Here is a 26,183-nt window from a genome sequence, read left to right on the forward strand (position 1 = left end):
TGGACACTTCGTCGCGATAGGTTTCGGGCATGGGTCCTGACGTACGGGTGGTTTATCGGAAGTTCGACGAGAGCCTGCACTGGCACTCATGGCTGGAGTTTCTGGGGGAGGACGAGTACGGCGTTTGGTTGGGTGGGCGCGTGGGGGCTGTGTCGCAGCGGGGTGAGGGACTCAAGCTGACGGCCGAAGAGGCGCATGTGCAGTTGTTCCCCCGCGACAAGTGGTTCACGGCGATCTTCAATGATGCGCCGCGGATGACGGAGATCTACTGCGATATCACTACGCCGGTGGAGTTCTCCGAGGATCGCGTGACGATGATCGATCTGGATCTGGACGTCATCAAGCGGCGCGACGGGACCGTGCTCGTGGACGACGAGGACGAGTTCGCGGAGCACCAGGTGAAGTACGGGTATCCGGCCGACATCATCAAGCAGGCGCAGGCTTCTTGTGACTGGCTGGTGCAGGCGGTGGCGAACGACGAGCCGTTCACCACCGTCTACAAGACCTACTTGGATATGGTCCGGTAGCTGACCGTCGTGTTCTTGAGGAGCAGGGCGCCGGGCAGCGGGGCGCGTTGGCCGGCGTACATGTCGGCGATCGGCGAGACCGTCAGGTAGAGGTTCTGCCCGGCTGGTACGTCGACGGCGATCGCAGGCAGTTCGATCGTACGGCGGACTCCGTGGGCTGCTCGTTTTTCGCGGAGCGGCAGGGTGTTGTTCTGGATGACGCGGGCGGTGAGCGGGCTGGTGCCGACGCTGAGGGCCAGGTACGCCGGGGTGCGCGGGACGATCGTGTAGACGTTCGCGGAGACGCGCGGCGTACCGGCGACGGTGAGCGGGCCGGCGGCGATCTTGACGTTGACGGGGATGCCCACGCCGGTCGGGGTGGCGATCTTCCCCAAAGAACGAGTGGTGTTGGCAGCGAGGGTTCGTTGCGTGAGGCAACGGCCGTTGGCGGTGGACAGGTGGTACTGCCCGAAGCCGGTGAGTCCGGTGGATTGACCCAACAGCTGAAGACGCAGGAACCGCAGAGCGAGGTCGGCGAAGTTCGGGGAGCCCAGGGCGATCGAGCAGGGGTCGCCGGAGGTCCCGTACCCAGGCGGTACGACGGCCGGTAGCGCGTGCCCGCCGTTGTGGCCAACGAGCATCGACAAAGAACGGGCCCGCGGGGTGAGGGTGCGGTCGAAGTTCGAGAGCCCCTCGTTGAGGTTGAAGAGGTTGTCCGTGATGCCCTGCTGGAACAGCACAGGGATGTCCAACCGGCGGCCCTGGGCGACGTGCCAGGCGGGTCCATTGTGAGCGAAGAACTTGGTGAGCTCGCGGCCGGCCTTGCCGGGCGGCCAGGCGCCGGTGGCGATCAGGGTCGCCCAGGACTTGCCGATGGCGGGCGGCAGGTTCTTGCCGCCGCTGGCGAAGAGGATGCCCAGCCAGATGGTCCGTGCGGCTTCGGAGGGGGCGAGGGAGCGCTTGAGATCCCACCAGGTGATCTCGGGGGCGAGCGCGTCGAAGCGGGTCCGCCCGAAGTCGCGGATCTCCGTGAAGGCACCGGCGAGCTGGTAGCCACCGCCGTACGAGCCGCCGATGGCGCCGATCAGCGGGTCGCCGGGTCGTTGCTTGGTCACCCAGTTCAGCGAGGCGACGAAGTCGATCAGCTTGATGACGTCCTGGCCCTCGTAGTCCGGGTTCATGACATGGGCGACGCCGCCGCTCTCACCGAAGCTGCGCTGGTCGAAGCTCAGGATGCCGAAGCCGGCGTCGAGGTGCGCCCGGAACTGCCGGATGTCCGTGGTCCGCGAACCGCCCCAGCCGTGGCTGCTGAACAGCAGCGGCACGGTGTGGCCAGAAGACGCCACCGCAGGCTTGAAGAGCGTGTAGCAAATCTTCACCGGCGCAGAAGTACCTGGCTCGGGGACCGACGCAACACAGCCGGTGGTCACGGTGTCCTCAGCAGGAGCCGCGGCGGCAGCGGGCGCGGGGACAAGCACCGCGCCAAAGAACAAGAGGGCGGAGGCAACGGAGACGGTACGACGCATGTGCTCACTCCCCGTGATGGGCGAATCTCGCTCCGCACACGCTAGACGACGGTGGCCAAGCTCGCCAGCGTTAGTCTCGGCACACTTCGCCGTGGCGAGCTGAGAGACTATCCACCGTGCATATCGCGATCGAGATCGTTGCCCTCGTCGCCGTGGTGGCGGGCGGGGCCGCGCTGGCTCGGCGGATCGGGTTGTCGGCTCCCCTGCTGCTTGTAGTGATCGGCGTCGCCGCGTCCTATCTGCCGTTCGTCCCCCGCGTCGAACTGGAACCCGAAGTCGTCCTGGTCGGGTTCCTGCCCCCGCTGCTGTACTCCGCGGCGATCAAGACCAGCCTGGTCGACTTCACCAAGCACCGGCGATCGATCGGCCTGCTGTCGGTCGGCCTGGTCGCGTTCACTGCGGTCGGGGTCGGCCTGGTCACCTGGTGGCTGCTCAACCTGGTCGCCGGGTCCCAGGGCTACGAACCGCTCCCCCTGTGGGCCGCGTTCGCGATCGGCGCCGTCATCGCGCCCCCGGACGCGGTCGCCGCGACGGCGATCGCGAAGAAGGTGGGACTCCCCCGGCGGGTCGTCACGATCCTCGAGGGCGAGAGCCTCGTCAACGACGCGACCGCCCTGGTCATTCTCCGTACGGCGATCGGCGCGGCGCTCGTCGTACCGACCGTGCTCCATGTCGGCCTCGACTTCCTTCGCGCGGCCGGTGGCGGGATCGTGGTCGGCCTGGTCGTGGCGATCGTGCTGGCCAAGATCCGCAAGCGGTTCACCGACCCGGTGCTCGACACCACACTCAGTTTGACCGCGCCGTTCATCGCGTACGTCGCGGCCGAGAACCACACGATCCACGCGTCCGGCGTACTGGCCGTGGTCGTCTGCGGCCTGATCCTCGGCCACAAGGCCCCGATCATCCAGTCGGCGAAGTCGCGGATCTCGGAGCGGACCAACTGGCGCACCTTCCAGTTCCTGCTGGAGAACACTGTCTTCCTGCTGATCGGTCTGCAGACCCGGTGGATCCTCGACGACCTCGCCGAGAGCCCGCTCCCGGGCTGGCTGATTGCTCTCACGACGGTCGCGGTCTTCCTGGCCACCATCCTGCTCCGCCCGATCTGGGTCATCCCGACGACCTACCTGTCGCGTCGCATCCTCGGCCGGTCCCGCCCCGGCCCGGTCTCCTTCGGCGCCTTGGTCGTCGTCTGCTGGGCCGGAATGCGCGGCGTGGTCACGCTGGCCGCCGTCTTCACCCTGCCCGAGGACACACCCCACCGCGAGGTGCTGGTCTTCATCGCGCTCGCAGTCACCGGTGGCACGCTCCTGCTCAACGGCTCCACACTCCCCTGGCTGGTACGGCGTCTGCAGCTGCCAGGACCGGACCCCGCAGAGGACGCGCTGCAGGAGGCCGCCGTACTGCAGGGTGCGCATCGGGCCGCGATCGAGAAGCTGGATGAGCTCGCCACGCCTAACGACCCCGAGGCCGTGCTTGCGCTTTTGCGTCAGCGCGGCGAGTCCCGCGCGCTGGCTGCATGGGAGCGGTTGGGGCGTCCGGAGTCGGAGTACGAGACGCCGAGTGAGGCCTATCGACGACTGCGGATGGCCATGCTGAACGCCGAGCGCTCGCACATCCTCAAGGTTCGCGATGCCGGTCTGGTTGCCGATGAGGTCCTTCAGCGGGCCCAGTCGGTGCTCGACATCGAGGAATCGATCCTGGACCGCGAGGACGACGACGATGTCGGCGGCCAGTCCGATGACCTCCGTCCGCCGGCCTCGGCGGGTGGCGGCTGCGATCACCTCGTCCAGGCCCCGTCCGTAGTGGCGCCGAACACGCCCGACGGCTGCGAGGAGTGCCTGGCCGAAGGCGGCAGCTGGGTGCACCTGCGGCTCTGCCTGGGCTGCGGCCACGTCGGGTGCTGCGACTCGTCGGAGGCCAAGCACGCGAGCAAGCACTACGACGAGACCAAGCACCCCGTGATGCGGAGCTTCGAGCCGGGCGAGAACTGGCGCTGGTGCTTCCAGGACGAGGTGCTCGGCTGATGGCGGACTGTCTGTTCTGCGCCATCATCGCCGGTACGACGCCTGCGCACATCGTCCTGGAGACGCCGGAGGTGGTCGGCTTCCTCGACATCCGCCCGGTGTTCAAGGGGCACACGCTGATCGTGCCGCGCGAGCACGTGCCGACCATGGTCGAGCTGTCCGATGAGCTGACGGTCCCACTCTTCGGTACGGCGCGCTCGGTCGCAGCAGCCGTCCGTACGGCGTATGACGCGCAGGGCTCGTTCGTTGCCGTCAACAACGTGGTGTCGCAGTCCGTCCCCCACCTCCACGTGCATGTCGTGCCGCGGACGAAGGGGGACGGACTACGCGGATTCTTCTGGCCGCGCACGAAGTACGCCGACGACGCGGAGGCCGCCGAGTACGCCGCCAAGCTGCGAGCTGTGCTCTAGGGGCGAACTGTCTCCCAGGCGACTGTGTCGTCGACCGAGAACGCACGGGCGGCTGGCGCCGGCGGGGTCTCGCCGGTCAGGTGCAGACCGGGCTTGCGGTCCTCGATCGTGAACTGGGCGCGCGTGAACGCCTCCGCGTCGTGGTCACGGACCGTCCGCAGGGTGCGGAAGTCGGCGACCATCGACTCACGGGTGATCGTCGTGTTCACGTAGCCCCGAAGGTTGTTCTGGAACCGCAGGTGCGGATTCCACTTCAGCCACGGGTGCGCCGTCGTACCGGAATCGCTGCCGTCACCGCCGGTCGTGATCGACGAGCACACCAGCTCCGATCCGACCGCCGGTGCAGACGGGTCGTCGTAGTTGAGCTTCAGATCCGACGCCCAGTGCGCGTGGACGTCGCCAGTCAGTACGACGGCATTGCGCACCCGCGCGTCCACCCAGCCGCGGGTGATCCGGTCGCGGGAGGCGACGTACCCGTCCCAGGAGTCCATCGAGGTCACCTTCAGCGGGCCCGCGTTGTTGTCGCGCTGCGCGAAGAACACCTGCTGCCCGAGGATGTCCCAGCGCGCCTCGGACCGGCGGAAGCCGTCGATCAGCCACTTCTCCTGCCGCTCCCCCGTGATCGACCGCTTCGGGTCGACCGCCGCCGGGCAGTCCTTGTAGCCGTCGCCGCAGCCCTGGTCGTCGCGGTACTGCCGGGTGTCGAGCATGTGGAACGTTGCCAGCTCACCCCACTTCACCCGCCGGTACAGCTGCATGTCGATCCCGCGCGGCTTCGACGACGCTCTCAGCGGCATGTTCTCGTAGTACGCCTGGAAGGCCGCTGCCCGCCGTTCGAGGAACCCTTCCTCCGGCTTCTCCGGTGTCTCGTCGGCCCAGTTGTTGTCGAGTTCGTGGTCGTCCCAGACGACCAGCCACGGCGCTACCGCGTGCGCGGCCTGCAGGTCCGGGTCCGCCTTGTACTGCGCGTGCCGCTGCCGGTACGACGCCAGGTCCGTCGTCTCGGGTCCGTCGTGATCACGCACGTTGCCGCCGGGCGCGACGTACGTGTTCTTCGTGTACTCGTACTGGTAGTCGCCCAGGTGCAGCACCAGATCCGGCCGGTCCTCGGCCAGCCGCCGGTACGCCGTGAAGTAGCCGTGCTCGAACTGCGAACAGGACACGAACGCCATGGCGAGCTCACGCGGCGTGGTCCCGCGGGCCGGCGCGGTCAGCGTGCGGCCTGCGGGCGTGAGGTGACCCTCGCTACGGAACCGGTAGTAGTACTCGCGCCCCGGGTGCAGCCCGGAGACGGTGACGTGGACGGCGTGCGCATGCTCTGGTCGCGCCACCGCGACACCGGCCCGCACGACGTGGTGGAAGCGCTGGTCGGTGGCTACCTGCCACTGCACGGCGTACGCGCGGTTTGGCATCCCGCCGAGACCATCGGGTGCGGTCGGATCGACGGCGAGGCGGGTCCAGAGCACAAACCCGTCCGGCCACGGGTCGCCGCTGGCGATCCCGAGGGTGAACGGGTTTTGCCGGACCGGCGTCGCCGCCGCAGTGGCCGGAGTTGTGAGGCCGGCGACCACCGCGCTGGACGCCAGACCGGCTATCAGGACTGATCTTCGCGAAGTCTCCATGCGCCGAACGCTTCCCACCGTGGGAAGCCTGCGGTTGGACAGGACTTTAAGACTGGCTGAAGACGGGCTCCGAGGATGTGGTGCAAAGGGGGTCGTGATGCGGTGGATGCTGCTTGCTACAGGACTGGTACTGGTTACGTCCTGTACGACGGGGACAGGCAGCCCACCGTCATCGGCGCCCTCGGAGCTGCGCGTGATCGTCACCCTGGCCGGTGCCTTCCGGCCTGAGGGTGATCTGGGGGATCAGGCGCGCGCCGCACAGCGCAAGGCGATCAGTACGGCGCAGGACGCCGTACTGGCGGAGGTTCCGCACGCCCGGGTGATCCGGCGCTACGACGCCGTCCCGCAGTTGGCCCTGGGGTCGACGCGGCCGGTCTCGAGCGGCTGCGGCAGTCACCGCGGGTCGCCGCTGTGCAGGAGGACACCGCCCAGCAGTCCGGCTGAGGCGTCACCACATCCATGGGGGAATCACGATGCATGTCCGAAGACTGTTCGTTGCCCTGGCCTTGGCCGGGTTGGCAGCGGGCATCACGCAAGTGCCGGCTCACGCGGAGTCAGGCGAGACGACTCGCGTGATCGTGCAGGTCGATCACATCAGCGACAAGCAGCAGGTGCTCGACAATATCGATCAGGGCAACGCCGAGCAGAACCGCACGTACCGGTCGTTCCCGTTGCTCGCGCTCGATGCCGACAAGGCAGCGCTGGCCGAGCTCGCGGCCGATCCGAACGTGGTCTCGATCCAGCCCGACAAGGTCGGTTCGCCGTCGCTGGCCGAGAGCATCCCGTTCATCCACGCCGACCGCGTTCAGCAGCTCGGCTTCACCGGCGCCGGTCAGACGGTCGCGATCCTGGACACCGGGATCGACCGCGACCACCCGTTCTTCGGCAGCCGGATCGTCTCCGAGGCCTGCTACTCCAGCACCGACGGCAGCGCCAACGAGGTCTCACTGTGCCCGAACGGCACAGCCAGTCAGACCGGCGCCGGATCAGCCGATGCCGAGACTGCCCAGTGCCTCAACGGTACGGCGAACATCTGCCGCCACGGCACGCATGTCGCCGGGATCGCAGCCGGTGCCGGAACCGGCGTGACCGGTGCCCCTGGCAACGGGGTCGCACCGGGCGCGAACATCATCGCGATCCAGATCTACCACCGCAGCAACGTCGGCTGTGACGGCAATGCACCCTGCGCACAGTTCTACTACTCGGACTTCATCGCGGGCATGCAGCGCATCTACGACCTCCGCAACGACTTCACGATCGCCTCGGCGAACCTCAGCGGCGGTGACGACAGCAATCACACCACGACCTGTGACGGCAGCTCGACGAAGGCCTCGATCGACCTGCTGCTCTCGGCCGGGATCACCACCACCATCTCCGCCGGCAACGAGTCGCACCCGAACGGCGTCGGTGAACCGGGATGCGTGTCCACCGCCGTCACAGTCGGCGCGATCGATGCCGATGCCAGTGGCAACGAAGTCGACAGCCCCGCCAGCTACTCGAACCGTGGTCCGCTGCTCGACGTCTTCGCACCCGGTACGTCGATCCGCGCCTCGGTCCCGGATGACGCCTGGGCGAATCTCAGCGGCACGTCGATGGCGGCTCCGCATGTCGCCGGGGCGATCGCTGGTCTGCGGCACGCGTATCCCAACGCGACTGCGGCGACGCTGCTCGGCTATCTGCGGGACACGGGCGTCGACATCACCTACGCGACCAGCCCGACCACGAACGCAACCACGCCGCGGATCGACCTGCTCGCGGCGCTGCAGCAGGGCAACAACCCGCCGACCATCGGCGCCGACAACGGGACGGTGACGGTCAACGAGGGCACGACTGCGAACAACGCAGGTGGCTTCAGCGATCCCGAGGGCAAGACCGTGGCGCTGACCGCTTCCAGCGGCAACGTGACCAACGTCGGCGGGGGTCGGTGGGCTTGGAGTTCGACGACGAGTGATGGCCCGACGCAGAGTCGCGACGTGACGATCACTGCGACCGACGACAAGGGTGAGACGGCGACGACGACGTTCCATCTGACCGTCAACAACGTTGCCCCGAGCATCGGTATCGCTCCGGGACAGCCGGGCACGGTTGCCGAGGGCACGTCGTACGGGGTGCAGGCGACGTACACGGATCCGGGCTCGCTCGATACGCACTCGGCCAAGATCGAGTGGGGCGATGGAACGACGACCACCCCGGCGGCAGCCGCGGGTCAGGTCAACGGTAGCCATGTGTATGCGGACAACGGCAACTACACCGTCAAGGTCACCGTGACCGACGATGACGGTGGCACCAGCTCGGCGTCGTTCCCAGTTGCCGTCAGCAACGTGGCGCCGGCCGTGACGATCGACCCGGCGCAGGTGAAGACCATCACCGAGGGCTCGACCCTCAACGCGAAGGCGTCGTTCGTCGATCCAGGCTCGGCCGACACGCACACGGCGAGCATCGACTGGGGTTTCGGCGCTCCGACGACTGGTTCATTGCTGATGACAACCGTCACCGGAAGCCGCGCATACGGCGACAACGGCTCGTTCACCGTTGGGGTGAAGGTGACCGACGACGACGGTGGCACCGGTACGGCGACCTTCCCGGTGACCGTGACCAACGTGGCACCGACCGCGGTGATCGACGAATCCGGCGCGACGGTGGTGAACGGCGTACCGACGTTCATCGCGCACAGTGGGCAGCCGGTCAGCTTCAAGGGCCGGTCGACCGATCCAGGCAGTGACGACCTGGCCTTGAGCTGGAGCTTCGGCGCGACGACCAACTACCTGGTCAACCCGCCGGGGACCGACCCGGCGAGCAGCCCGAGTCTGCAGCCGCGCGATGTGACGGATGCGAAGCCGCACACGTTCGGATCGGCGTGCAACTACGACGTGGGCTTCACTGCGCGGGACGACGACGGTGGTTCGAGTGCGGACTCGGCCAAGGTCGTTGTGCAGGGCAACGCGCATCTGACCAGGATCGCGCCGCTGTGGTTCCTGCAGACCCGTGCCGGGCTGCGGATCCCGCCGGTCGATCTGCCGGTCAGCACGGTCAACTGCTACCTGCAGGTGGCGCAGCACATGAGCCCGGTCTTGTCCGAGGCGCGTGACGTCTCGACGATGGCCAAGGCGAACGCCGTACTCAACATCCAGCTGCTGAACCCGAAGGCCGAGTTCGACCGGCAGGCGCTCACCGCCTGGCTGAACTTCGCCGACGGTTCGTTCGACCTCGGCAGCCGGGTCGACACCAACCTGGACCTGCGGCTGGACAGCACGTTCGGCGCCGTCATGGCCCAGGCCGAGGCGATCCGCCTCAACCCGGCGTCGACCAGCAACCAGATCCGGCAGCAGACCCTGCTGCTGGAGAAGCTCAACACGCTGGGCTTCTAGCGGTCGAGCCGGTCCAAGGCGCGCTCGGCCGCGGCGCGGACCCGGGGTACCTCGTCGTCTACCAAGGCGACGAGGTACTCCACCAGGTCGCTCAGTTCGTGTTTGGCGATGACTCGGGCGACGTGTTCGCGGACGCGCCAGGCCGGGTCATCGGCGGCCGCGGCCAGCGCCTCGGCCGCGTCGTCGCGCCAGGCGTAGAGAAGAACTCGGGCGGCCCAGACGCGGATCCAGTAGTAGTTCACCGGATCGACGGGTGCTGCCCAGCCACCGGGGTTCGCAGAGCCGGTGAGTGCGACCAGCTTCGGCAGGTCCGCGCCGTACGCGTCCTCCCCCGGTATCTCGCCGGTAAGGAACGCGACTGCCCAGTCGACAACCGTGTCCTCGCCGTGCGCGGCGCAAGCGGCCGCCACTACCTCCCGCGGATGCGCCCGGACTGTCGCCATGGGCTCAGTAAATCAGGCCAACAGCCGGGCCCAGTCGTCCAGTTCCCGCAGGATTCGCGGCAGGTGCTCGGCGGAGTCAAAGAGCGAACGGGTGCAGAACGCGACCTGCTCCGCGCTTTCATCGCGGTGCCCCAGGGCCACCCACAAACACCAGGCGGTGAAGCTGAGATGCCCGATGAGCAGGCCCCCGAACGCGGTCGCGTCGGCGGGGCCGGCCGGGCCCCCGGCGTCGCGGTAGGACCCGATCAGGGCGCGGATGATCCGGGGGTCACCGCCTGCGATGCTCCGCTCGTCGGGGGCGGCCAGGCGGACCGCGTTGCTCGCCGCGTCCCACCACGCGACGTCGGCGGTCGCCGACTCCCAGTCGATCAGCACCAGTCCGCTCGGAGTGGCGAGAATGTTGGCCGGGGCCGCGTCCCCGTGAGTCATCGTCAGCGCCGGGCGGTTCCGCAGCGCCTCGGCGACCAGGTCGGCTGAGTCCTCCACCACCCCGAGCACGGCATGGGCGGCGCGGGCCAGCGCGGGGTCGGCCTTACTTTCAGCCTCGCGCACCCAGCCGCGCCACTCGTCCAACGGGAAGACCGACGACGCATCGGCGTCCTCGTCGACCGCCACGTCCAGCTGAGCGATCCGGGCCAGCACGCCGCCTAGCCAGGTAGCCAGCTCTTCGTCGGGGACGCGCGCTTCCCGCAGATCGCGGCCCTCGACCCACTCGGTCACCCGGGCGAGCTCGCCGTCAGAGTCCGGCGGCGCATACCAGAAACCCACACTCGGCTCAGGCGGTTGGACGGGCTGCGCCATCGGGATGCCGGCCGCTGCGGCCGCGCTCTCCAGCCGGTGCACAGTCCAGGCCTTCCCGCGCTGCCACGTGGAGAGGTCGAGGCGGCCCGCCGAGCCGAGGCGGTCGTGCTTGACGACCCAACGCCCGTTCGTCGTCGACACGACTCGGGTGACGGCGGGGCGGTCGCCGTTGGCCAGCGGGCGGTCCTCCAGGACGGACCCGAGTCCGAACGCGTCGGCGACCTGTACGGCGTTGAGCGGCATCCGGGGAGTGTGCCACGCACTGTGCTCGGGGAGCGATGCAATTTCGGCGTGCAGTTTTGACCTGAGACGCCGCGCATACTGCCGGACATGGACCAGGTATGACCTCGTCGCCCAGCCCACCCGAGGATGCTTTCCGGGAGCTCTTCGCGCAGAACTTCCGGGAGCTGCTCGGTTATGCGCTCCGCCGTTGCGGCTCCCCCGATGACGCCGCCGACGTCGTGGCCGACACCATGCTGGTCGCATGGCGCCGGTTCGACCAGGTGCCGACCGACGGTACGGCACGACTCTGGCTGTACGGCGTCGCTCGCCGCGTGCTCGCGAATCATCGGCGCGGGGCCCAGCGCCGCGACCGGCTCGGCGAACGACTGCGCGTGGAACTGCAGGACGTCGTACCGGATCATGCCGGCGACGTCGAGGCCAACGCGGTGGTCATGGCAGCGATGGCGGGACTGAGTGAAACCGACCGGGAGCTCATCATGCTGACCACGTGGGAGAACCTGAACCCGCAGGAGGCAGCCGTGGTGCTCGACGTACCGGCCCGGGTGGTGCGGACGCGGCTGCATCGGGCGCGCGGGCGGCTGCGGAATCTCCTCGGAGACGCCTACGGCGATCGCGGACATGAACGGGAAGAACGAACCCTGCGACCAGTTCAGGAGAAGCGATGAACGACCGCGAACTCGACCGGCTGATCGCGCGGGCCAACCCGTACGGCGACGACACGGTCCGGCAGTTGCCGACCGGCGGCGCCGAGTCCGATCTGCTGGAGGACATCTTGACCACCACCGAACCCGCCACCCGGCTGCACCCGGGCCGGCGCCGCCGACTCACCATCGGCGTTGCCGCTGCGGTCAGCATTGCCGCTGCTGTCGCGGTCGTCGGAGCCGTGCTCCCGAAGGACAGTCCGGTCGCGCCGTTCGTCGCGCCGCAGTCGGCGTACGCCGCAGAGGTCCGGGCGATCGCCGAGGCCAACGAGCGGATCCTGATCAACGACCCGGCCTGGAAGATCACCGTGGTCGACGAGTTCACCAAGGACCGCGGCGAGATGAAGTTCGCCAACGGTGACGAGACCTTCCAGATCACCTGGTATCCGGCCAAGGACTACAAGCTGATCCACAAGGACCGCGTCGACGCGAGCTCCAAGCACGAGCCGGCGCAGGTGCTCGGTCAGCAGGGCACGTTCTTCCTGGCCAAGGGCAGCACCTCGGACTTCTCGGTGCTGCTGCCGCCGAAGGGTGCACCGTTCGTCGAGCTCCGCACCTACGCCGGCACCCAGGAGGCGTTCCAGGCGTTGCTGACCAAGCTGAAGCAGGTCGATGTCGAGACCTGGCTGAACGCGATGCCGGAGACCGTCGTACGGCCGGAGAAGGTCCGCGCAGCGGTGGACGAGATGCTCACCGAGGTCACCGTCCCGAAGGGCTTCAAGACAGCACCGTTGTACAAGGCAACGGTCATCGAGCGTTACCAGCTCGGCGCCCGGGTCACCGGCGCGGCGTCCTGCGCCTGGCTCGATCAGTGGACCGCGGCGCGGAAGTCCGGTGACAAAGCCAAGGCTGCTGAGGCCGTGACGGCCATGCAAGGCAGCAAGTCATGGAAGATCCTGAAGGAGATGGATGCCGCGGGCGACTACCCCGAGAGCATCTGGAACTACGCCGACGAGATCGCCGGCAAGAAGGCCCCGGAGTCCAAGTCCGGTATCCCGGCCGACGGCTACCAGGACGGCCTCGGCTGCCGCTGAACGTGGAGAAGGGCCGACCGGATTACAGCCCGGTCGGCCCTTCTGTTTGTCTGGATCAGTTGGCGATCAGGGACCGCAGCACGTACTGCAGGATGCCGCCGTTGCGGTAGTAGTCCGCCTCACCAGGCGTGTCGATGCGGACGACCGCGTCGAACTCCTTGACCGAGCCGTCGGTCCCGGTCACGGTGACGTGAACGGTGCTCGGGATCGTGCCGTCGTTCAGCACGGTGACGCCGCTGAAGTCGAAGGTCTCCTCGCCGGTCAGGCCGAGCGACTCCGCGCTCTCGCCCTCCGGGTACTGCAGCGGGAGGACGCCCATGCCGATCAGGTTCGACCGGTGGATGCGCTCGAACGACTCCGTGATCACGGCGCGGACGCCGAGGAGCGCCGTACCCTTGGCGGCCCAGTCGCGCGACGAGCCCGAGCCGTACTCCTTGCCGGCCAGGATGACCAGCGGCGTACCGGCTTCGATGTAGGACTCCGAAGCCTCGTAGATGCTCGTTACCGGGGCGTCGTCCTTGGTGAAGTCGCGGGTGAAGCCGCCCTCGGTGCCCGGTGCGATCTGGTTGCGCAGCCGGATGTTGGCGAAGGTGCCCCGGATCATCACCTCGTGGTTGCCACGACGCGAGCCGTACGAGTTGTAGTCCTTGCGGTCGACACCGTGCTCGGCCAGGTACTTGCCGGCGGGACCGTCGGCCTTGATCGAACCGGCCGGGGAGATGTGGTCGGTGGTGACCGAGTCGCCCAGCTTGGCCAGCACGCGGGCGCCGGCGATGTCGGTGACCGGCGACGGCTCCTTGGCCATGCCGTCGAAGTACGGAGGCTTGCGCACGTACGTCGAGTCGGCATCCCAGTCGAAGACCTTGCCCTCGGGCGTCGGCAGCGACTGCCAGCGCTCGTCACCGGCGAAGACGTCGGCGTAGTCCTTGGTGAACATCTCGCGGTTGATCGACGTCGAGATGACCTTGTCGACATCCTCGGCGGCCGGCCAGATGTCCTTCAGGAACACGTCGTTGCCGTCCGTGTCCTGACCCAGCGCGTCGGTCTCGAAGTCGAAGTCCATCGTGCCGGCCAGCGCGTACGCGATCACCAGCGGCGGCGACGCCAGGTAGTTCATCTTCACGTCCGGGTTGATCCGGCCCTCGAAGTTCCGGTTGCCGGACAGCACCGAGACGACGGCGAGATCGGCCGCCTGGACGCCGGCCGATACCTCCTCGGGCAGCGGGCCCGAGTTACCGATACAGGTCGTGCAGCCGTAACCGACCAGGTGGAAGCCGAGCTTCTCCAGGTACGGCGTGACGCCGGCCTTCTCGTAGTAGTCGGTGACGACCTTCGAGCCCGGGGCCAGTGACGTCTTGACCCACGGCTTGCTGGTCAGGCCCTTGTCGACCGCGTTCTTCGCAAGCAGCGCCGCGGCGAGCATGACGGAGGGGTTCGACGTGTTGGTGCAGGAGGTGATGCTCGCGATCACGACGTGGCCGTGGTCGAGCTCGGTCTCCTGACCGTTCAGCGTGATCTTGGTCTTCTTGGTCGGCCGGTCGGCCTTCTGCGGCGCGGTGTGCGGGTTGTCGTCGACGTGACCGTGCCCGTTCGGTGCGTCGCTGGCCGGGAAGCTCCCGGTCTCCGACGGGTCGACGTCGAGCTCCTCGGTCGCGTAGTCGCCGAGCACGCCGCGGAACGACTCCTTGGCCTTGCTCAGCTCGATCCGGTCCTGCGGACGCTTCGGGCCGGCGATCGACGGCACGACGGTCGACAGGTCCAGCTCGAGGTACTCGGAGAACCGCGGCTCGATCGCCGGGTTGTGCCAGAGACCCTGCTCCTTGGCGTACGCCTCGACCAGCGCGACCTCCTGGTCACCGCGGCCGGTCAGCCGCAGGTAGTCCAGCGTGATGTCGTCGATCGGGAACATCGCGGCCGTGGAGCCGAACTCCGGGCTCATGTTGCCGATGGTCGCGCGGTTGGCCAGCGGAACCGCGCCGACACCCTCGCCGTAGAACTCGACGAACTTGCCGACGACGCCGTGCTTGCGCAGCATCTGGGTGATCGTCAGGACGACGTCCGTCGCGGTCACGCCGGTCGGCACTGCGCCGGAGAGCTTGAAGCCGACGACCCGCGGGATCAGCATGCTGACCGGCTGGCCGAGCATCGCGGCCTCGGCCTCGATACCACCGACGCCCCAGCCCAGCACACCAAGGCCGTTGACCATGGTGGTGTGGCTGTCGGTACCGACACAGGTGTCCGGGTAGGCCTGACCGTTGCGGACCATGACCGTGCGGGCCAGGTGCTCGATGTTGACCTGGTGCACGATGCCGGTGCCCGGCGGGACGACCTTGAACTCGTCGAACGCGGTCTGGCCCCAGCGCAGGAACTGGTAGCGCTCACGGTTGCGCTGGTACTCCAGCTCGACGTTGCGCTCGAAGGCGTCCTGCCGGCCGAAGACGTCGATGACGACCGAGTGGTCGATGACCAGCTCGGCCGGCGCCAGCGGGTTGATCTTGGTCGGGTCACCCCCGAGCTCGACCACCGCCTCGCGCATGGTGGCCAGGTCGACCACACACGGCACACCGGTGAAGTCCTGCATGATCACTCGGGCCGGGGTGAACTGGATCTCCGTGTCCGGAGCCGCGTTCTGGTCCCAGCTGCCGAGCTTGCGGATGTGGTCGGCGGTGATGTTCGCGCCGTCCTCGGTCCGCAGCAGGTTCTCCAGCAGCACCTTGAGGGAGTAGGGCAGCGTCTCCGCCCCCTCGATACCCGCCAACCTGAAGATCTCGTACGACTGTCCGTTGACCTCGAGTGCCCCCTGGGCACCGAAGCTGTCGACGCTCGCCATCAACCTGCTCCTCTATCCGGTCCAGTTCCGCTGGGGCCCATCCTCCCGGGCCCCCGGCCCGGCCACGAGGTCAGGTAAACCTAACTTCATGGCGGGGAAGTCTCTCGACATCAAGATACATGACGTCGAGCCACTTTTCGAGTTCGAGCTAGGAGACCTGCGGCAGTACGTCCGACGCGATCAGGTCGAGGTGGTCGAGGTCGTTCAGGTCCATGATCTGCAGGTAGTAGTGGCTGCAGCCGGCCTCGGCGAAACGACCGAGCTGGTCGACGACCTGGTCCGGGGTTCCGCCGACACCATGGGCCTTCAGCTCGTCCAGCGTCCAGCCGACCGCCTCGGCACGACGCTTGACCTCGGCGTCGTCCTTGCCGACAACCACGCGGTGCGCGGCGGACAGAATCAGCGAGTCTGTGGCGCGACCGATCGCCGTACAGGCTGCTTGGGCGCGGTCGAAGAGGACCTTGGTGTCCTCGACGGTCTTGAAGCCGGCGTTGAACTCGGTCGCGTACTTGGCGGTGAGCTCCGGGGTGCGCTTCTTGCCGGCGCCACCGATGATGATCGGCGGGTGCGGCTGCTGGATCGGCTTCGGGAGGGCCGGGGAGTCGCTGAGCTGGTACTGCTTGCCGTCGAACGCGTACTTCTCCCCCACCGGCGTGTCCCACAGCCCGGTGATCACCTCGAGCTGCTCCTCCAGCAGGTCGAACCGGCCCGGCGTGTCCGGGAAATCCAGCCCGTACGCCGCGTGCTCCGCCTCGAACCAGCCCGCGCCGAGCCCAAGCTCCGCCCGGCCGCCGCTCATCTGGTCGACCTGGGCGACGGTGATCGCGAGGACGCCGGGGTGCCGGAAGGTGACCGGGCTGACGAGGGTGCCGAGCTTGATCCGGCTGGTCTCACGGGCCAGTCCGGCGAGCGTGATCCAAGCATCGGTCGGGCCCGGCAGGCCGTCCCCATCGCCCATCACGAGGTAGTGGTCGGAACGGAAGAACGCGTCGAAACCGTTCTCCTCGGTCTTGCGCGCGACGGCGAGAATCTCGTCGTACGACGCGCCCTGCTGGGGCTCGGTGAAGATCCTGAGAAGCATGGGAGAACGCTATCTCGCGTTCGTATACAACTTCTCCACATACGACGGTTGCCACTGCGGGTCGCGCGCGGTCAGGCGTCGAGCCAAGTTGCCGATGTCGAGGCGCTCCTCGACCGGGGTGTCCCACCACTCGGGAACCTGGTCGTACCAACGGTCGATCCGCAACGTGCGGCCGGCCGCGTCGAGTCTCGCGAAGAGCCAGCCGCCCTGCTCTTGGGCCTCGGTCAGCCAGAGGTCGCCGAGGAGTCCGCTGAGCTTGTCGGCGGCGAATTCCTCGCTGTCGACGTTCGGCGGCTCGAGGTCGAACCGGTACGACGGGTTCTGGGGGTCGAGGACCTGCACCTGAATCGTGAAACCGGAGGGCACAATCGCGGTTCGCGCTCGGCACCAGGCGTGCAGGGCGGCGAAGGCCGCGGAATCCTTGGGCCGCGGGCGGCGGCGTTCAGGCTCGGCCCGCATGGCCTCTTCGAGCGACCCCGGCACCAGCTCCACGCCAGGGCTATCGGAGCCGACGAGGCCGAGGCCCGGGATGGACATCCCGGTTAGCGGCACCTGGGGGGTCTGTTCGGGTTCATCGAACACGGCCGGGATCACGCCGGTTGGCTCGTCAGAGTCCTCGGGCCATTCCTCGGCACGCGGCGCTTCGGCGTAGTGGGCGCGGTCGTCCTGTTCGTTGTGCGCCACTGCCTCGGCGTAGTGGGGTTGTTCTTCTGGTTCGTTCTGCTCAGCCTGCGCGCTCTCGGCCGGCTGGGACTGCGCTGCCGACTGAGCGTCGTCGTACTGAGCGCGGTCGTCCTGGTCGCCGTGGGCGGCCTGCTGAGCTTCGCGGGGAGCCTCGGCGTACTGAGCGTGTCCGTCGGGCTCGGGCTGGGCGTGCTGTTGCGTCGATGCCTCAGCGCGGTCCTCGTCGCGCGTGAGGGCATCCGAGGCCCCGGTGGGCTGCCACTGGTGCTCGAACGGCTCAGCTTCAGCCACGCTCGCATCGACCGCAGCAAACACACCGGTCGGCTCGTCATCCCCCAACTCAGGCGAGCTCGCGGGAGCAGGCTCCGCATCCGCCCAAGGGGACGGATCCCCCGGAGCCGGCGTCGGATCCGGCTCGGGCGCCGGCTCAGGCTCAGGCGACACCGGCTCGGGTTCAGGCTCTGGGGCAGGCTCCGGCTCCGGAGTCGGAGTCGGTTCAGGACCCGGGTACGGCGAGGGCCGCGGATCGGGCTCGGGGCTCGGGTACGGGGTCGGCCGCGGGTCCGGCTCGGGCCCAGGGAACGGCGTCGGCTCCGGCGACGGAGTCGGCTCGGGGCTCGGGAACGGCGAGGGCCGCGGGTCCGGCTCGGGCCCAGGGAACGGCGTCGGCTCCGGCGACGGAGTCGGCTCGGGAGTCGGGTACGGCGTCGGCCGCGGGTCCGGCTCAGGGCCCGGGAACGGTGTCGGCTGGGGGCCCGGTGTCGGGTCTGGGGTTGGTGAGGGATACGGATCCGGGGACGGGTGTGGCGTGGGCGCCGGATGCGGATCCGTGGGCTGCGGCCAGGGCGCTGGGTTGGGCTGGGGCCAGGGTTGCGACTGGGACTGAGGGTCAACCTGAGCTTCAGGGTGCTGCTCGGTCGAGGCTTCGAGGATCGCAGGGATCTCAGCCGTCTCATCGTCGAGCAAGTCGTCCTGCGCAGCACCCGGAGCGAACGGGCTTCCGGCAATGGGCTCTGCGGCCGGTGCGAACGGGGGCGCGAACGGGCTCGTGGAGGACTCAGCCTGGTTCGGCGCGAACGGGCTACCGGATTGCTGCGGCTCGAAGGGAGCGCCGACTTGCTGTGGTTCCGGGGAGCTTGCCGGCGGCTCGGTGGGGGTCGGGGCGCTCGGCTGGGCGAAGGGCGACGGGCCGGAGAAGGAATCAGCTACGGCGGCGATCTCGGCGGTCGGAGCGTCGTCGTCGTCCTCGGCGAAGGCCGGACTGGACTCAACGCTCGCGTGATCGAGAGCTGAGGTGCCGGAGTACTCGTCAGCCGCCGGAGACTCGTCGCGGGCAGCAGCCGCCGCGTGCTGATCCGCGGGAGCAGATGCCTGCTGACTCGCGGGAGCGGGTGCTGGCTGGTTGGTGTCGGCTGGCGGGGACTCGACCCACTCACCGTTGACCCAGCCAGGCCCGTCCCACGTCCCGTCCGCCCGCGCCGGAGCAGATGCGGCCTGCTCGGGTGGTGCGAACGGCGAATAGGCGGCAGTCGCCTCCGGGTCCGCCGGGGCGAACGGCGAGTACGCAGCCGCGATCGGATCGGCAGCAATCGGTGCGCGCTCAGCGGTCGCATCCGGGTCGACACGCGGACGCTCGGCCGTCGCATCATCATCGGACGGCGCGAACGGGGAGTGCGCCGCAGTCGCCTCCGGATCCGCCGGAGCGAACGGCGAGTACGCAGCCGTCGCGTTCGGGTCGACACGCGGGCTCTCAGCGGTGGCGTCGTCGAAGGGGATTGGCTCGGACCAGGCGGGTTGTTCCGCGGTCTCGAAGTCTTGGTCGGGAGTTGTGGCGGCGGGGGCGTCGGCGAAAAGGCTGGCGTAGAAGTCGTCGCCTTCGTGGCGGCCGTCGCCTACGCGTGGGGGCTCGGAGGAGGGCAGCCGGTTGTACGGGAGGCCGTTGTCAGGGACATCAGCCGGCACGTAGGAGCCGGGAGCCGGAGCAGCGGGCTGAGCGACCGGTGCGGCGGCGGGCTCATCCGGCTTGCGGCGGCGGAGCCAGCCCTGCTTCTTGCCGACGACGCCATAGTCCTCGTACGGCGCCTCCTCGCGACCGAAGGGCACCTGCTCGTACGACGCCGGTTGGCCGGTCTGGATCGGCGTACCGCCGGTGTCCGTGGCGATCGGCTGGCCGGTGAACGGGCTGATTCCGGGCGGGACGACAAAGGATTCCTCGTCGTCGGCCCCCGGGCGGCCCTCGCGTACTCCAGTCACGTCAGGCTCAACGACCGAACCACCACCCGCGTCAGGCGCAACCGGAAAATTTTCCGGGACCGCAACCTGCGGAGCCGGTACGGCGACCACTGGCGGCGTGTAAACCGGCACTCCAGCCGGCGGAGTGTCGTCGTCCTCAACCGGCGCGCCCGGGGTGAACACCCGAGCCGCACCCACCCCAGCAGCGATATCCGGCTGGGCCGGCGACCGCGGATTGATGTTGAACGGCGCGAAGAACGCCGCCAGCGCCTCAGCCGTGATCGCACCGCCGGTCCGGATCAGCGCAACGCCGTACGGGAGTAGTTCGTCGAGCCCACCGAGGTAGTCGGCCCACTCGGCGACCCACTCGATCATTTCGCGGGCGGAGTCCTCCTCGGAGGTGATCCAGCCGCCGATCTGCAGGAACCCGTCGGACACCGGCTCCCACGGGTCGCCCTGGTAGCCAGCGCGCGCCCAGGTCCCGTTGAAGGCTCCGTAGACGAACCCCAGCTCCCCCGCCGCGAGGCGCTGCCGCACCTCAGGCTGGCCAATCCACTCCGGCGAGCCGGCGAGCAGATCGGACCCAGCGGTCTGACTGTGCTGCGTCTGGTAGCCGAACAGGACCGCCCGGCCGTCACCCAGCCGCTGCAGGCGCAGGATGGAGCCGGTCTCGTCCTGGTGGTAGTACCCGTCGACGTCCGCATACCACCGGCGGTCGAAACCGGTGGCGTGGGACACGGCGGCCAGCGCGCTCCAGCGAGCGCGCAACTCCTCCGGGTCGTCGAGGTCAACGAGCGGCATTCAGGTCTCCAGCGCATTGGAATCCAGAGCCTCGAACGCTACCCCGAGACGGAAAGACCCACCACTCAGCTGTCCACAGGCTGCAAAACGGCCACGCATTCGATGTGGTGTGTCATCCCGAACAGGTCGAACGCCCGCAGTGATGCGATCCCGTAGCCGAGCCGCGCGAACGTCTTCAGGTCCCGCGCCAACGCGGCCGGGTCGCACGCCACATACGCGATCCGACGCGGCGTGAGCGCAGCAATCCGCCGTACGACGTCCTTGCCGGCACCTGTCCGGGGCGGATCCAGCACGACCAGGTCGACGTGCTCGAGCCCCTTACCGACCGCGATGTTGAGGATTCGGTCCACGTCGCCTGCCTCGAGCGTCACGCCCGGCAGGTCGTGCAGGTTGCGGCGAGCGTTCTTCACCGCGTCCTTGTCGCCCTCCACCGCGAGCACGCTGCACCCAGCCTCCGCCAGGAAGGCCGCAAACAGCCCCACGCCGGAGTACAGGTCCAGAGCCGTCTCACCGGCCGCAGGCACCAGTCCGCTCAGCACAGCGTCCACCAGGGTCTCCGGAGCGGCCGGATGCACCTGCCAGAACCCACCGGCCTCCACCCGGAACCGCCGGTTCCGCACGACCTCCACAACACGCCCAGCAGGCGCAGAGTCCGTGACCACCGCAGTCTTGCCCTCAGAGGACACAACGGCCTGCACCGACGCCACATCCGGCCAGCGCTGCGACAGCACGTCCGGAGTCCCCGGGTGGGCGATCAGGCAGTTGTCGATCTGAATCAGGTCATGGGACCGGTGCGCACGCATCCCCGGTCGGCCGTCCACAACGGCGTACCGCTGTCGGGTCCGCCAGCCGAGCCCCTCATCCCCTGGCGACTCCATCACCACGGTCCGCTCGATCCCACCGATCCGCCGCAGCGTGTCCGAGACCACGGTGGCCTTCAGCCGACGCTGCTCGACGATGTTGGCGTGCTGGAAGTCGCAGCCACCACACAGCCCAGGCCCGGCGTACGGGCACGGTGGCTCGATCCGCTGCGGTGACGGCGTCAGCACCTGTACGGCGTCCGCCCGCAGGTACTTGGCGGTCTGCTCGGTCACCCGGGCATGCACCAGCTCGCCAGGAAGCGCATGCCGAACGAAGACGACCTGACCCTCGTACCGGGCCACACAGTGGCCACCGTGCGCCACCGGTCCTACTTCGAGCTCGACTACTGACCCGACGATGTTCTCGGGTGCGTTCTCGGCTGTCACCGATCTCCTGACGACTTGCGGGCTCCCCGACGTACCTGTCCGGCCACCCGTTCTTCCCGGTCCTGCCGCTCCTCCGCCACCTGCGACGAGATCAGCTGGTACGGAACGGATGTCACCATCACACCAGGTGTGAACAAGAGCCGGCCCTTGAGGCGCAGTGCGCTCTGGTTGTGCAGCACGTGTTCCCACCAGCGTCCGACCACGTATTCGGGGATGTAGACCATCACCACGTCGCGCGGCGACTGCCGCCGGATGTCCCGCACGTACTGCAGGATCGGCCGGGTGATCTCCCGGTACGGCGATGCCAGTCGCTTCAGCGGGATCGGAATCCCCATCCGGTCCCACTCGGCCTGCAGTACGTCGGACTCCTCGCGGTCGACGTCCACCGTGACCGCCTCGACGGTGTACGGCCGGGACGCCTTGGCGAAGGCCAGTGCGCGCAGAGTCGGCTTATGCAGCTTGGAGACCAGCACGATCGCGTGCACCCGGGACGGGAGCATCAGCGTCTCGTCACTGTCCACAGCCGTCTGCCGACCGACCGTGTCGTAGTGCCGGCGGATGCCCTTCATCATCAGGAACAGCACCGCCATCGCGATGATCGCGATGTAGGCACCGTGAGTGAACTTGGTCAGCAGGACGATCACGAGCACGGTGGCGGTCAGCGTCAGGCCGACCGTGTTGATCACCCGGGACCGGACCATCTGCCCGCGCTTGGCGGAGTCCGTCTCGCTCTTCAGGTGCCGGGTCCAGTGCCGGATCATGCCGAACTGGCTGAGCGTGAAGCTGACGAACACCCCGACGATGTACAGCTGGATCAGCTTGGTGACCTGGGCGTCGAACGCGATGATCAGGCCGATCGCGGCCAGCGCCAGCAGGATGATGCCGTTGCTGTAGGCCAGCCGATCGCCGCGGGTGTGCAGCTGGCGCGGCAGGAAGCCGTCCTTGGCCAGGATCGAGCCGAGCACCGGGAAGCCGTTGAAGGCCGTGTTCGCGGCCAGCACGAGGATCAGCATGGTCGCGCCGATCACCAGGTAGAACCCGGGCGGGAAGTTCGAGAAGACCGAGTCGGCGATCTGGGCGATCACCGTCTTCTGCACGTAGCCGGTCCCGACCGGCTGGCCGTCGGGACCGAGCAGCTGCGTCGCCGGGTCCTCGGCGAACCGCAGCCGGATCTTGTCGGCCAGGAACAGGATGCTCATCAGCATCGTGACCGCGATCGTTCCGAGCAGCAGCAGCGTGGTCGCCGCGTTCTTGCTCTTCGGCTTCCGGAACGCCGGTACGCCGTTGCTGATCGCCTCGACGCCGGTCAGCGCCGCACATCCGGAGGAGAACGCCCTGGCCAGCAGGAAGACCGCAGCTAGCCCGTTGAAGACCTCATGCCCTGGTTCCGGCCGGACCTGGAAGTGCGAGCTCTCGGCCATCGGCAGGTCGCCGAAGGCGTACCGGATCACGCCCCAGAGCGCCATACCGATCACTGCGGCCATGAAGACGTACGTGGGGATGGCGAAGAAGGCACCGGATTCGCGGACGCCGCGCAGGTTCATCGCGGTCAGCAGCAGGACCAGCCCGACCCCGATCGGGACCTCGTGGCCGGCCAGGAACGGGAGCGCGGACTTCGCGTTCTGCACTCCCGACGAGATCGACACGGCCACGGTCAGCACGTAGTCGACCATCAGCGCACTGGCCACGGTCAGGCCGGCCGTCGGGCCGATGTTGACGGTGGCCACCTCGTAGTCGCCACCGCCGGACGGGTAGGCGTGCACGTTCTGCCGGTACGACGCGACCACGACGAGCATCACGAACGCGACCAGCAGGCCGATCTTCCAGGAGAAGCTGTAGGCGGCCAGACCGGCCAGCGAGAGGGTGAGGAAGATTTCGTCAGGTGCGTAGGCGACCGAGGACAGAGCGTCACTGGCGAACACCGGAAGGGCGAGCCGCTTGGGCAAAAGCGTCTCACCCAGCTGGGTGCTGCGCAGTTTGCGACCGAGCAGCAGCCGTTTTCCGATATCGCCGAGAGCGGGAGTCACACGGAGATGTTAGAGCTACCCCCGGTCTCCTGTAGCGTCTAACCCTGCCGAACCGACAGAGCGGCCCCTCGTGGGGCGGGGAGTGATCAGCGAGTGCACGTCGTCATCATGGGGTGCGGCCGCGTCGGGTCGACGCTGGCCAGAACCCTGGAGAAGCGTGGCCACACGGTCGCGATCATCGACCAGTCCGCGGACTCGTTCCGCCGCCTGAGCCCGAACTTCACCGGTCGCACGGTCGAAGGGATGGGTTTCGACCGCGAGGTGCTGATCGAGGCCGGGATCGAGGGCGCCGAGGCGTTCGCGGCGGTCTCGAACGGCGACAACTCGAACATCCTGGCCGCGCGTGTCGCCCGGGAGAACTTCGGGATCGGCAACGTCGTGGCCCGGATCTATGACCCGGGCCGGGCCGAGGTCTACCAGCGGCTCGGTATCCCCACGGTCGGCACGGTCCGCTGGACCGTCGACCAGATGATGCGCCGGCTGCTGCCCGAGGGCTCCGAGCCGGAGTGGCGCGACCCGTCGGCCACGGTCCGGCTCGCCGAGGTGCACGTGCACGCCGGCTGGGTCGGGCGGCTGGCCTTCGACATCGAGACGGCCACCGGGGCGCGGGTCGCGTTCCTGACCCGGCTCGGCGAGGGCGTGCTGCCCAAGGCCGACACGGTCATCCAGGAGGGCGACCTGGTCCACGTCGTGATGCTGGAGCGGGACGCCGCCGCGATCGAGTCCCAGCTCGGCACCAAGCCTGAGGAGCTGTGATGCGGGTAGCCATCGCGGGGGCCGGCCAGGTCGGCCGGTCGATCGCCAGCGAACTGCTGGACAACGGTCACGAGGTCCTGCTGATCGACAAGGACCCGCGGGCGATCAAGGCCGAGTCGGTGCCGCGCGCAGAGTGGCTGCTGGCCGATGCCTGCGAGCTGTCGTCGCTGGAGGAGGCTGCGTTGCAGCGCTGCCAGGTGGCGATCGCCAGTACCGGCGACGACAAGGTCAACCTGGTCGTCTCGCTGCTTGCCAAGACCGAGTTCGGCGTCCCGCGAACCGTGGCCCGGGTCAACCACCCGCGCAACGAGTGGATGTTCAACGAGGCCTGGGGTGTGGACGTCTCGGTCTCGACCCCGCGCATCATGTCCGCGCTGGTCGAGGAGGCTGTCTCGGTCGGTGACCTGGTCCGCCTCTTCACCTTCCGCCAGGGCGACGCCAACCTCGTGGAGCTCACCCTCCCCGAGGACTCCCCCATGATCGGCCGCCGGGTCGGCGACATCGACTGGCCGCTCGACACCGCCCTCGTGGTGATCCTGCGCGAGGGCCGGGTGCTGCGCCCGGAGCCGGACGGCACCCTGGAGCTGAACGACGAACTCCTGTTCGTCGCGGCGGACGAGACCGAGGAGCAGCTCGAAGACATGCTCTCCCCGCACCACCACCGCCGGAACAGCAACAGAAACAAGAACGACAACAGCTAACGGCCTGAGTTAGATATCAGGCCCGAAGGACCCGCTCAGCTTTCGCGAGCGGGTTCTTCTTTCTTGTCCTCGGCCGGCACCGGCGGGGGCGGCTGGGTGCCCTTCAGCAGGTGGGTGAAGTTCTCTTTGACCTCGTCCCACTTGTCCTCGGGCATCGAACCCCGCAGTACGGCGTACGCCGCCCAGAGCGTCAAGGCGTAGAACGGCAGACCGAGCGCGATCTTGGCGACACCAAGCGCACTCACGCTGTCGGTGAGGTAGAGCGGGACCATGACCGCGAGCCGGATCCCGACCTGCGCGGTGAACACCATCGTCACCCGGTTCAGCGCTCGGTAGAGCACCTCGTCCCGGCGCCATTCCAGCCAGGTCTGCGTGATGGCGCCGTACAGGAGACCGAACAGCGGGTACCGCGTGATCAGCGTGATCGCGTAGAGCACGAAGAAGCACGAGTTCAGGATGATGCCGGGCAGGAAGACGTCCTCGGCCTGACCGGTGCGGGACGCGGTGAAGGCCGAGATGCCGACGCCGACGAAACCACCGATCACGTTCGCGATCGGCTTCTTCTGGATCAGCCGGATCAGGCCGACCAGTCCGGCCGCCGAGAGCGCGACGATCAGCGCGAGCTTCAGGTCGTGGTCACTGAACGCGTAGACCACGGTGAACGCGATCCAGGGCAGGCCGATGTCGACCAGCATGCCGACCCAGCCGAGGACCTGCTTGGTGGTGCTCTTGGGCGGGGTGACCTCGGTGTCAGCCATGCGCGGCCGTCGGACGCAGCTCGTAGCGCGGGTTGAACATCACCCGGTCGCCGTCGACGACCCCGATCCGGCCCGAAGCGGTCAGCTCCGAGCCCGGGTGGATCCCCGCGATCTTGCGCCGGCCCAGCCAGACCAGTTTCACGGTGCCGGTGCCGTCGTACAACTCACCCTCCAAGGCCGGTACGCCGCCGCGCGGGCTGAACGTGATCGTCCGCAACGTGCCGTACAGCGTCACGACCTCGCGGTCGCGGCAGCCGGTGATCGACCGCGCGCCACAGTCGTGCGCGTAGTCGCGAAGGACCTCTGCATCCTGCTGGTCCCGGTCCCCGGCCAGCCCACGGAAGGCCCGCCGGAACAGGCCGGCGGGTTTGTCGCTACCCATAACGAT

At 68.3% G+C, this 26,183-nt stretch carries 19 protein-coding genes; 8 read left to right on the plus strand and 11 right to left on the minus strand.

All coding sequences use genetic code 11. The annotated features are described in order from the left end of the window. Positions 1 to 29 precede the first annotated feature (29 nt). Positions 30 to 527: a ribonuclease FAU-1 family protein gene (locus E1263_RS20265; protein WP_132169636.1), complete on the plus strand. Its 498-nt coding sequence runs from the start codon at positions 30 to 32 to the stop codon at positions 525 to 527. On the opposite strand, the gene E1263_RS20270 is transcribed toward E1263_RS20265, so the two are convergent. Beyond that, the gene (locus E1263_RS20270; RefSeq protein WP_132169638.1) at positions 506 to 2,032 is read right to left on the minus strand and encodes a CocE/NonD family hydrolase; all 1,527 of its coding nucleotides are present in this window, start codon (positions 2,030 to 2,032) and stop codon (positions 506 to 508) included. The two genes, E1263_RS20265 and E1263_RS20270, sit on opposite strands and share 22 nt — an antisense overlap. A 116-nt stretch (positions 2,033 to 2,148) precedes the next feature. On the opposite strand from E1263_RS20270, the gene E1263_RS20275 reads away from it, so the two are divergent. Next, positions 2,149 to 4,056, plus strand: coding sequence for a Na+/H+ antiporter (locus E1263_RS20275; RefSeq protein WP_132169640.1), 1,908 nt, complete (start codon positions 2,149 to 2,151; stop codon positions 4,054 to 4,056). After that, positions 4,056 to 4,466 (plus strand): HIT family protein, encoded by a 411-nt coding sequence (locus E1263_RS20280; protein WP_132169642.1) that lies wholly within the window; start codon positions 4,056 to 4,058, stop codon positions 4,464 to 4,466. The genes E1263_RS20275 and E1263_RS20280 overlap by 1 nt, the downstream gene beginning before the upstream one ends. On the opposite strand, the gene E1263_RS20285 is transcribed toward E1263_RS20280, so the two are convergent. Further along, positions 4,463 to 6,088: an alkaline phosphatase D family protein gene (locus E1263_RS20285; protein ID WP_132169644.1), complete on the minus strand. Its 1,626-nt coding sequence runs from the start codon at positions 6,086 to 6,088 to the stop codon at positions 4,463 to 4,465. The genes E1263_RS20280 and E1263_RS20285 overlap by 4 nt on opposite strands. A 473-nt stretch (positions 6,089 to 6,561) precedes the next feature. Between E1263_RS20285 and E1263_RS20290 the strand changes: the two genes are divergently transcribed. Further along, a complete protein-coding gene (locus tag E1263_RS20290; protein WP_132169646.1) occupies positions 6,562 to 9,456 on the plus strand; it encodes a S8 family serine peptidase in 2,895 nt (964 codons plus the stop codon). On the opposite strand, the gene E1263_RS20295 is transcribed toward E1263_RS20290, so the two are convergent. After that, positions 9,453 to 9,899 (minus strand): HEAT repeat domain-containing protein, encoded by a 447-nt coding sequence (locus E1263_RS20295; RefSeq protein ID WP_132169648.1) that lies wholly within the window; start codon positions 9,897 to 9,899, stop codon positions 9,453 to 9,455. The genes E1263_RS20290 and E1263_RS20295 overlap by 4 nt on opposite strands. 12 nt (positions 9,900 to 9,911) lie before the next feature. After that, positions 9,912 to 10,943, minus strand: coding sequence for an aminoglycoside phosphotransferase/kinase family protein (locus E1263_RS20300; RefSeq protein ID WP_165956694.1), 1,032 nt, complete (start codon positions 10,941 to 10,943; stop codon positions 9,912 to 9,914). A 98-nt stretch (positions 10,944 to 11,041) separates the two neighbouring features. On the opposite strand from E1263_RS20300, the gene E1263_RS20305 reads away from it, so the two are divergent. Next, on the plus strand, positions 11,042 to 11,608 hold the full coding sequence (locus tag E1263_RS20305; protein ID WP_132169652.1) for an RNA polymerase sigma factor: 567 nt from the start codon (positions 11,042 to 11,044) through the stop codon (positions 11,606 to 11,608). After that, positions 11,605 to 12,678 (plus strand): hypothetical protein, encoded by a 1,074-nt coding sequence (locus E1263_RS20310; protein WP_132169654.1) that lies wholly within the window; start codon positions 11,605 to 11,607, stop codon positions 12,676 to 12,678. The genes E1263_RS20305 and E1263_RS20310 overlap by 4 nt, the downstream gene beginning before the upstream one ends. Before the next feature lie 55 nt (positions 12,679 to 12,733). On the opposite strand, the gene acnA is transcribed toward E1263_RS20310, so the two are convergent. The 5 genes from acnA to E1263_RS20335 form a co-directional block, all read right to left on the minus strand. After that, positions 12,734 to 15,508, minus strand: coding sequence for an aconitate hydratase AcnA (acnA, locus tag E1263_RS20315; protein WP_132169656.1), 2,775 nt, complete (start codon positions 15,506 to 15,508; stop codon positions 12,734 to 12,736). A 148-nt stretch (positions 15,509 to 15,656) separates the two neighbouring features. Further along, positions 15,657 to 16,589 carry an LLM class F420-dependent oxidoreductase gene (locus E1263_RS20320; protein ID WP_132169658.1) on the minus strand — a complete coding sequence of 311 codons (933 nt, stop codon included), beginning with the start codon at positions 16,587 to 16,589 and terminating at the stop codon, positions 15,657 to 15,659. A 9-nt stretch (positions 16,590 to 16,598) separates the two neighbouring features. After that, positions 16,599 to 20,306: a hypothetical protein gene (locus tag E1263_RS44065; RefSeq protein WP_132169660.1), complete on the minus strand. Its 3,708-nt coding sequence runs from the start codon at positions 20,304 to 20,306 to the stop codon at positions 16,599 to 16,601. A gap of 65 nt (positions 20,307 to 20,371) precedes the next feature. Continuing rightward, positions 20,372 to 21,553: a class I SAM-dependent RNA methyltransferase gene (locus tag E1263_RS20330; protein WP_132169662.1), complete on the minus strand. Its 1,182-nt coding sequence runs from the start codon at positions 21,551 to 21,553 to the stop codon at positions 20,372 to 20,374. Beyond that, positions 21,550 to 23,580: an APC family permease gene (locus tag E1263_RS20335; RefSeq protein WP_132169664.1), complete on the minus strand. Its 2,031-nt coding sequence runs from the start codon at positions 23,578 to 23,580 to the stop codon at positions 21,550 to 21,552. Before E1263_RS20335 ends, E1263_RS20330 begins: the two co-directional genes overlap by 4 nt. Before the next feature lie 93 nt (positions 23,581 to 23,673). Between E1263_RS20335 and E1263_RS20340 the strand changes: the two genes are divergently transcribed. Together E1263_RS20340 and E1263_RS20345 are read left to right on the plus strand one after the other, a co-directional pair. Beyond that, entirely contained in the window at positions 23,674 to 24,336 is a 663-nt protein-coding gene (locus tag E1263_RS20340) for a potassium channel family protein (protein ID WP_132169666.1), read from the plus strand. Then, on the plus strand, positions 24,336 to 25,037 hold the full coding sequence (locus E1263_RS20345; RefSeq protein ID WP_132169668.1) for a potassium channel family protein: 702 nt from the start codon (positions 24,336 to 24,338) through the stop codon (positions 25,035 to 25,037). Before E1263_RS20340 ends, E1263_RS20345 begins: the two co-directional genes overlap by 1 nt. Positions 25,038 to 25,072: 35 nt before the next feature. Here the strand turns inward: E1263_RS20345 and E1263_RS20350 are convergent, their stop codons facing one another. After that, entirely contained in the window at positions 25,073 to 25,795 is a 723-nt protein-coding gene (locus E1263_RS20350) for a DUF3159 domain-containing protein (RefSeq protein ID WP_132169670.1), read from the minus strand. Beyond that, the gene (locus E1263_RS20355; protein WP_132169673.1) at positions 25,788 to 26,177 is read right to left on the minus strand and encodes an OB-fold nucleic acid binding domain-containing protein; all 390 of its coding nucleotides are present in this window, start codon (positions 26,175 to 26,177) and stop codon (positions 25,788 to 25,790) included. Before E1263_RS20355 ends, E1263_RS20350 begins: the two co-directional genes overlap by 8 nt. Positions 26,178 to 26,183: the final 6 nt, after the last annotated feature.

Source organism: Kribbella antibiotica, assembly GCF_004349055.1.
Taxonomy (GTDB): domain Bacteria; phylum Actinomycetota; class Actinomycetes; order Propionibacteriales; family Kribbellaceae; genus Kribbella; species Kribbella antibiotica.

What these genes read in the sequence shown, in the direction of transcription:
- E1263_RS20310 (WP_132169654.1), top strand. Translation starts at nt 11,605, where the DNA reads ATGAACGACCGCGAACTCGACCGGCTGATCGCGCGGGCCAACCCGTAC.
- E1263_RS20265 (WP_132169636.1), top strand. Translation starts at nt 30, where the DNA reads ATGGGTCCTGACGTACGGGTGGTTTATCGGAAGTTCGACGAGAGCCTG.
- E1263_RS20280 (WP_132169642.1), top strand. Translation starts at nt 4,056, where the DNA reads ATGGCGGACTGTCTGTTCTGCGCCATCATCGCCGGTACGACGCCTGCG.
- E1263_RS20290 (WP_132169646.1), top strand. Translation starts at nt 6,562, where the DNA reads ATGCATGTCCGAAGACTGTTCGTTGCCCTGGCCTTGGCCGGGTTGGCA.
- E1263_RS20295 (WP_132169648.1), bottom strand. Translation starts at nt 9,899, where the DNA reads ATGGCGACAGTCCGGGCGCATCCGCGGGAGGTAGTGGCGGCCGCTTGC.
- E1263_RS20345 (WP_132169668.1), top strand. Translation starts at nt 24,336, where the DNA reads ATGCGGGTAGCCATCGCGGGGGCCGGCCAGGTCGGCCGGTCGATCGCC.
- E1263_RS20270 (WP_132169638.1), bottom strand. Translation starts at nt 2,032, where the DNA reads ATGCGTCGTACCGTCTCCGTTGCCTCCGCCCTCTTGTTCTTTGGCGCG.
- E1263_RS20300 (WP_165956694.1), bottom strand. Translation starts at nt 10,943, where the DNA reads ATGCCGCTCAACGCCGTACAGGTCGCCGACGCGTTCGGACTCGGGTCC.
- E1263_RS20350 (WP_132169670.1), bottom strand. Translation starts at nt 25,795, where the DNA reads ATGGCTGACACCGAGGTCACCCCGCCCAAGAGCACCACCAAGCAGGTC.
- E1263_RS44065 (WP_132169660.1), bottom strand. Translation starts at nt 20,306, where the DNA reads ATGCCGCTCGTTGACCTCGACGACCCGGAGGAGTTGCGCGCTCGCTGG.
- acnA (WP_132169656.1), bottom strand. Translation starts at nt 15,508, where the DNA reads ATGGCGAGCGTCGACAGCTTCGGTGCCCAGGGGGCACTCGAGGTCAAC.
- E1263_RS20355 (WP_132169673.1), bottom strand. Translation starts at nt 26,177, where the DNA reads ATGGGTAGCGACAAACCCGCCGGCCTGTTCCGGCGGGCCTTCCGTGGG.
- E1263_RS20320 (WP_132169658.1), bottom strand. Translation starts at nt 16,589, where the DNA reads ATGCTTCTCAGGATCTTCACCGAGCCCCAGCAGGGCGCGTCGTACGAC.
- E1263_RS20305 (WP_132169652.1), top strand. Translation starts at nt 11,042, where the DNA reads ATGACCTCGTCGCCCAGCCCACCCGAGGATGCTTTCCGGGAGCTCTTC.
- E1263_RS20285 (WP_132169644.1), bottom strand. Translation starts at nt 6,088, where the DNA reads ATGGAGACTTCGCGAAGATCAGTCCTGATAGCCGGTCTGGCGTCCAGC.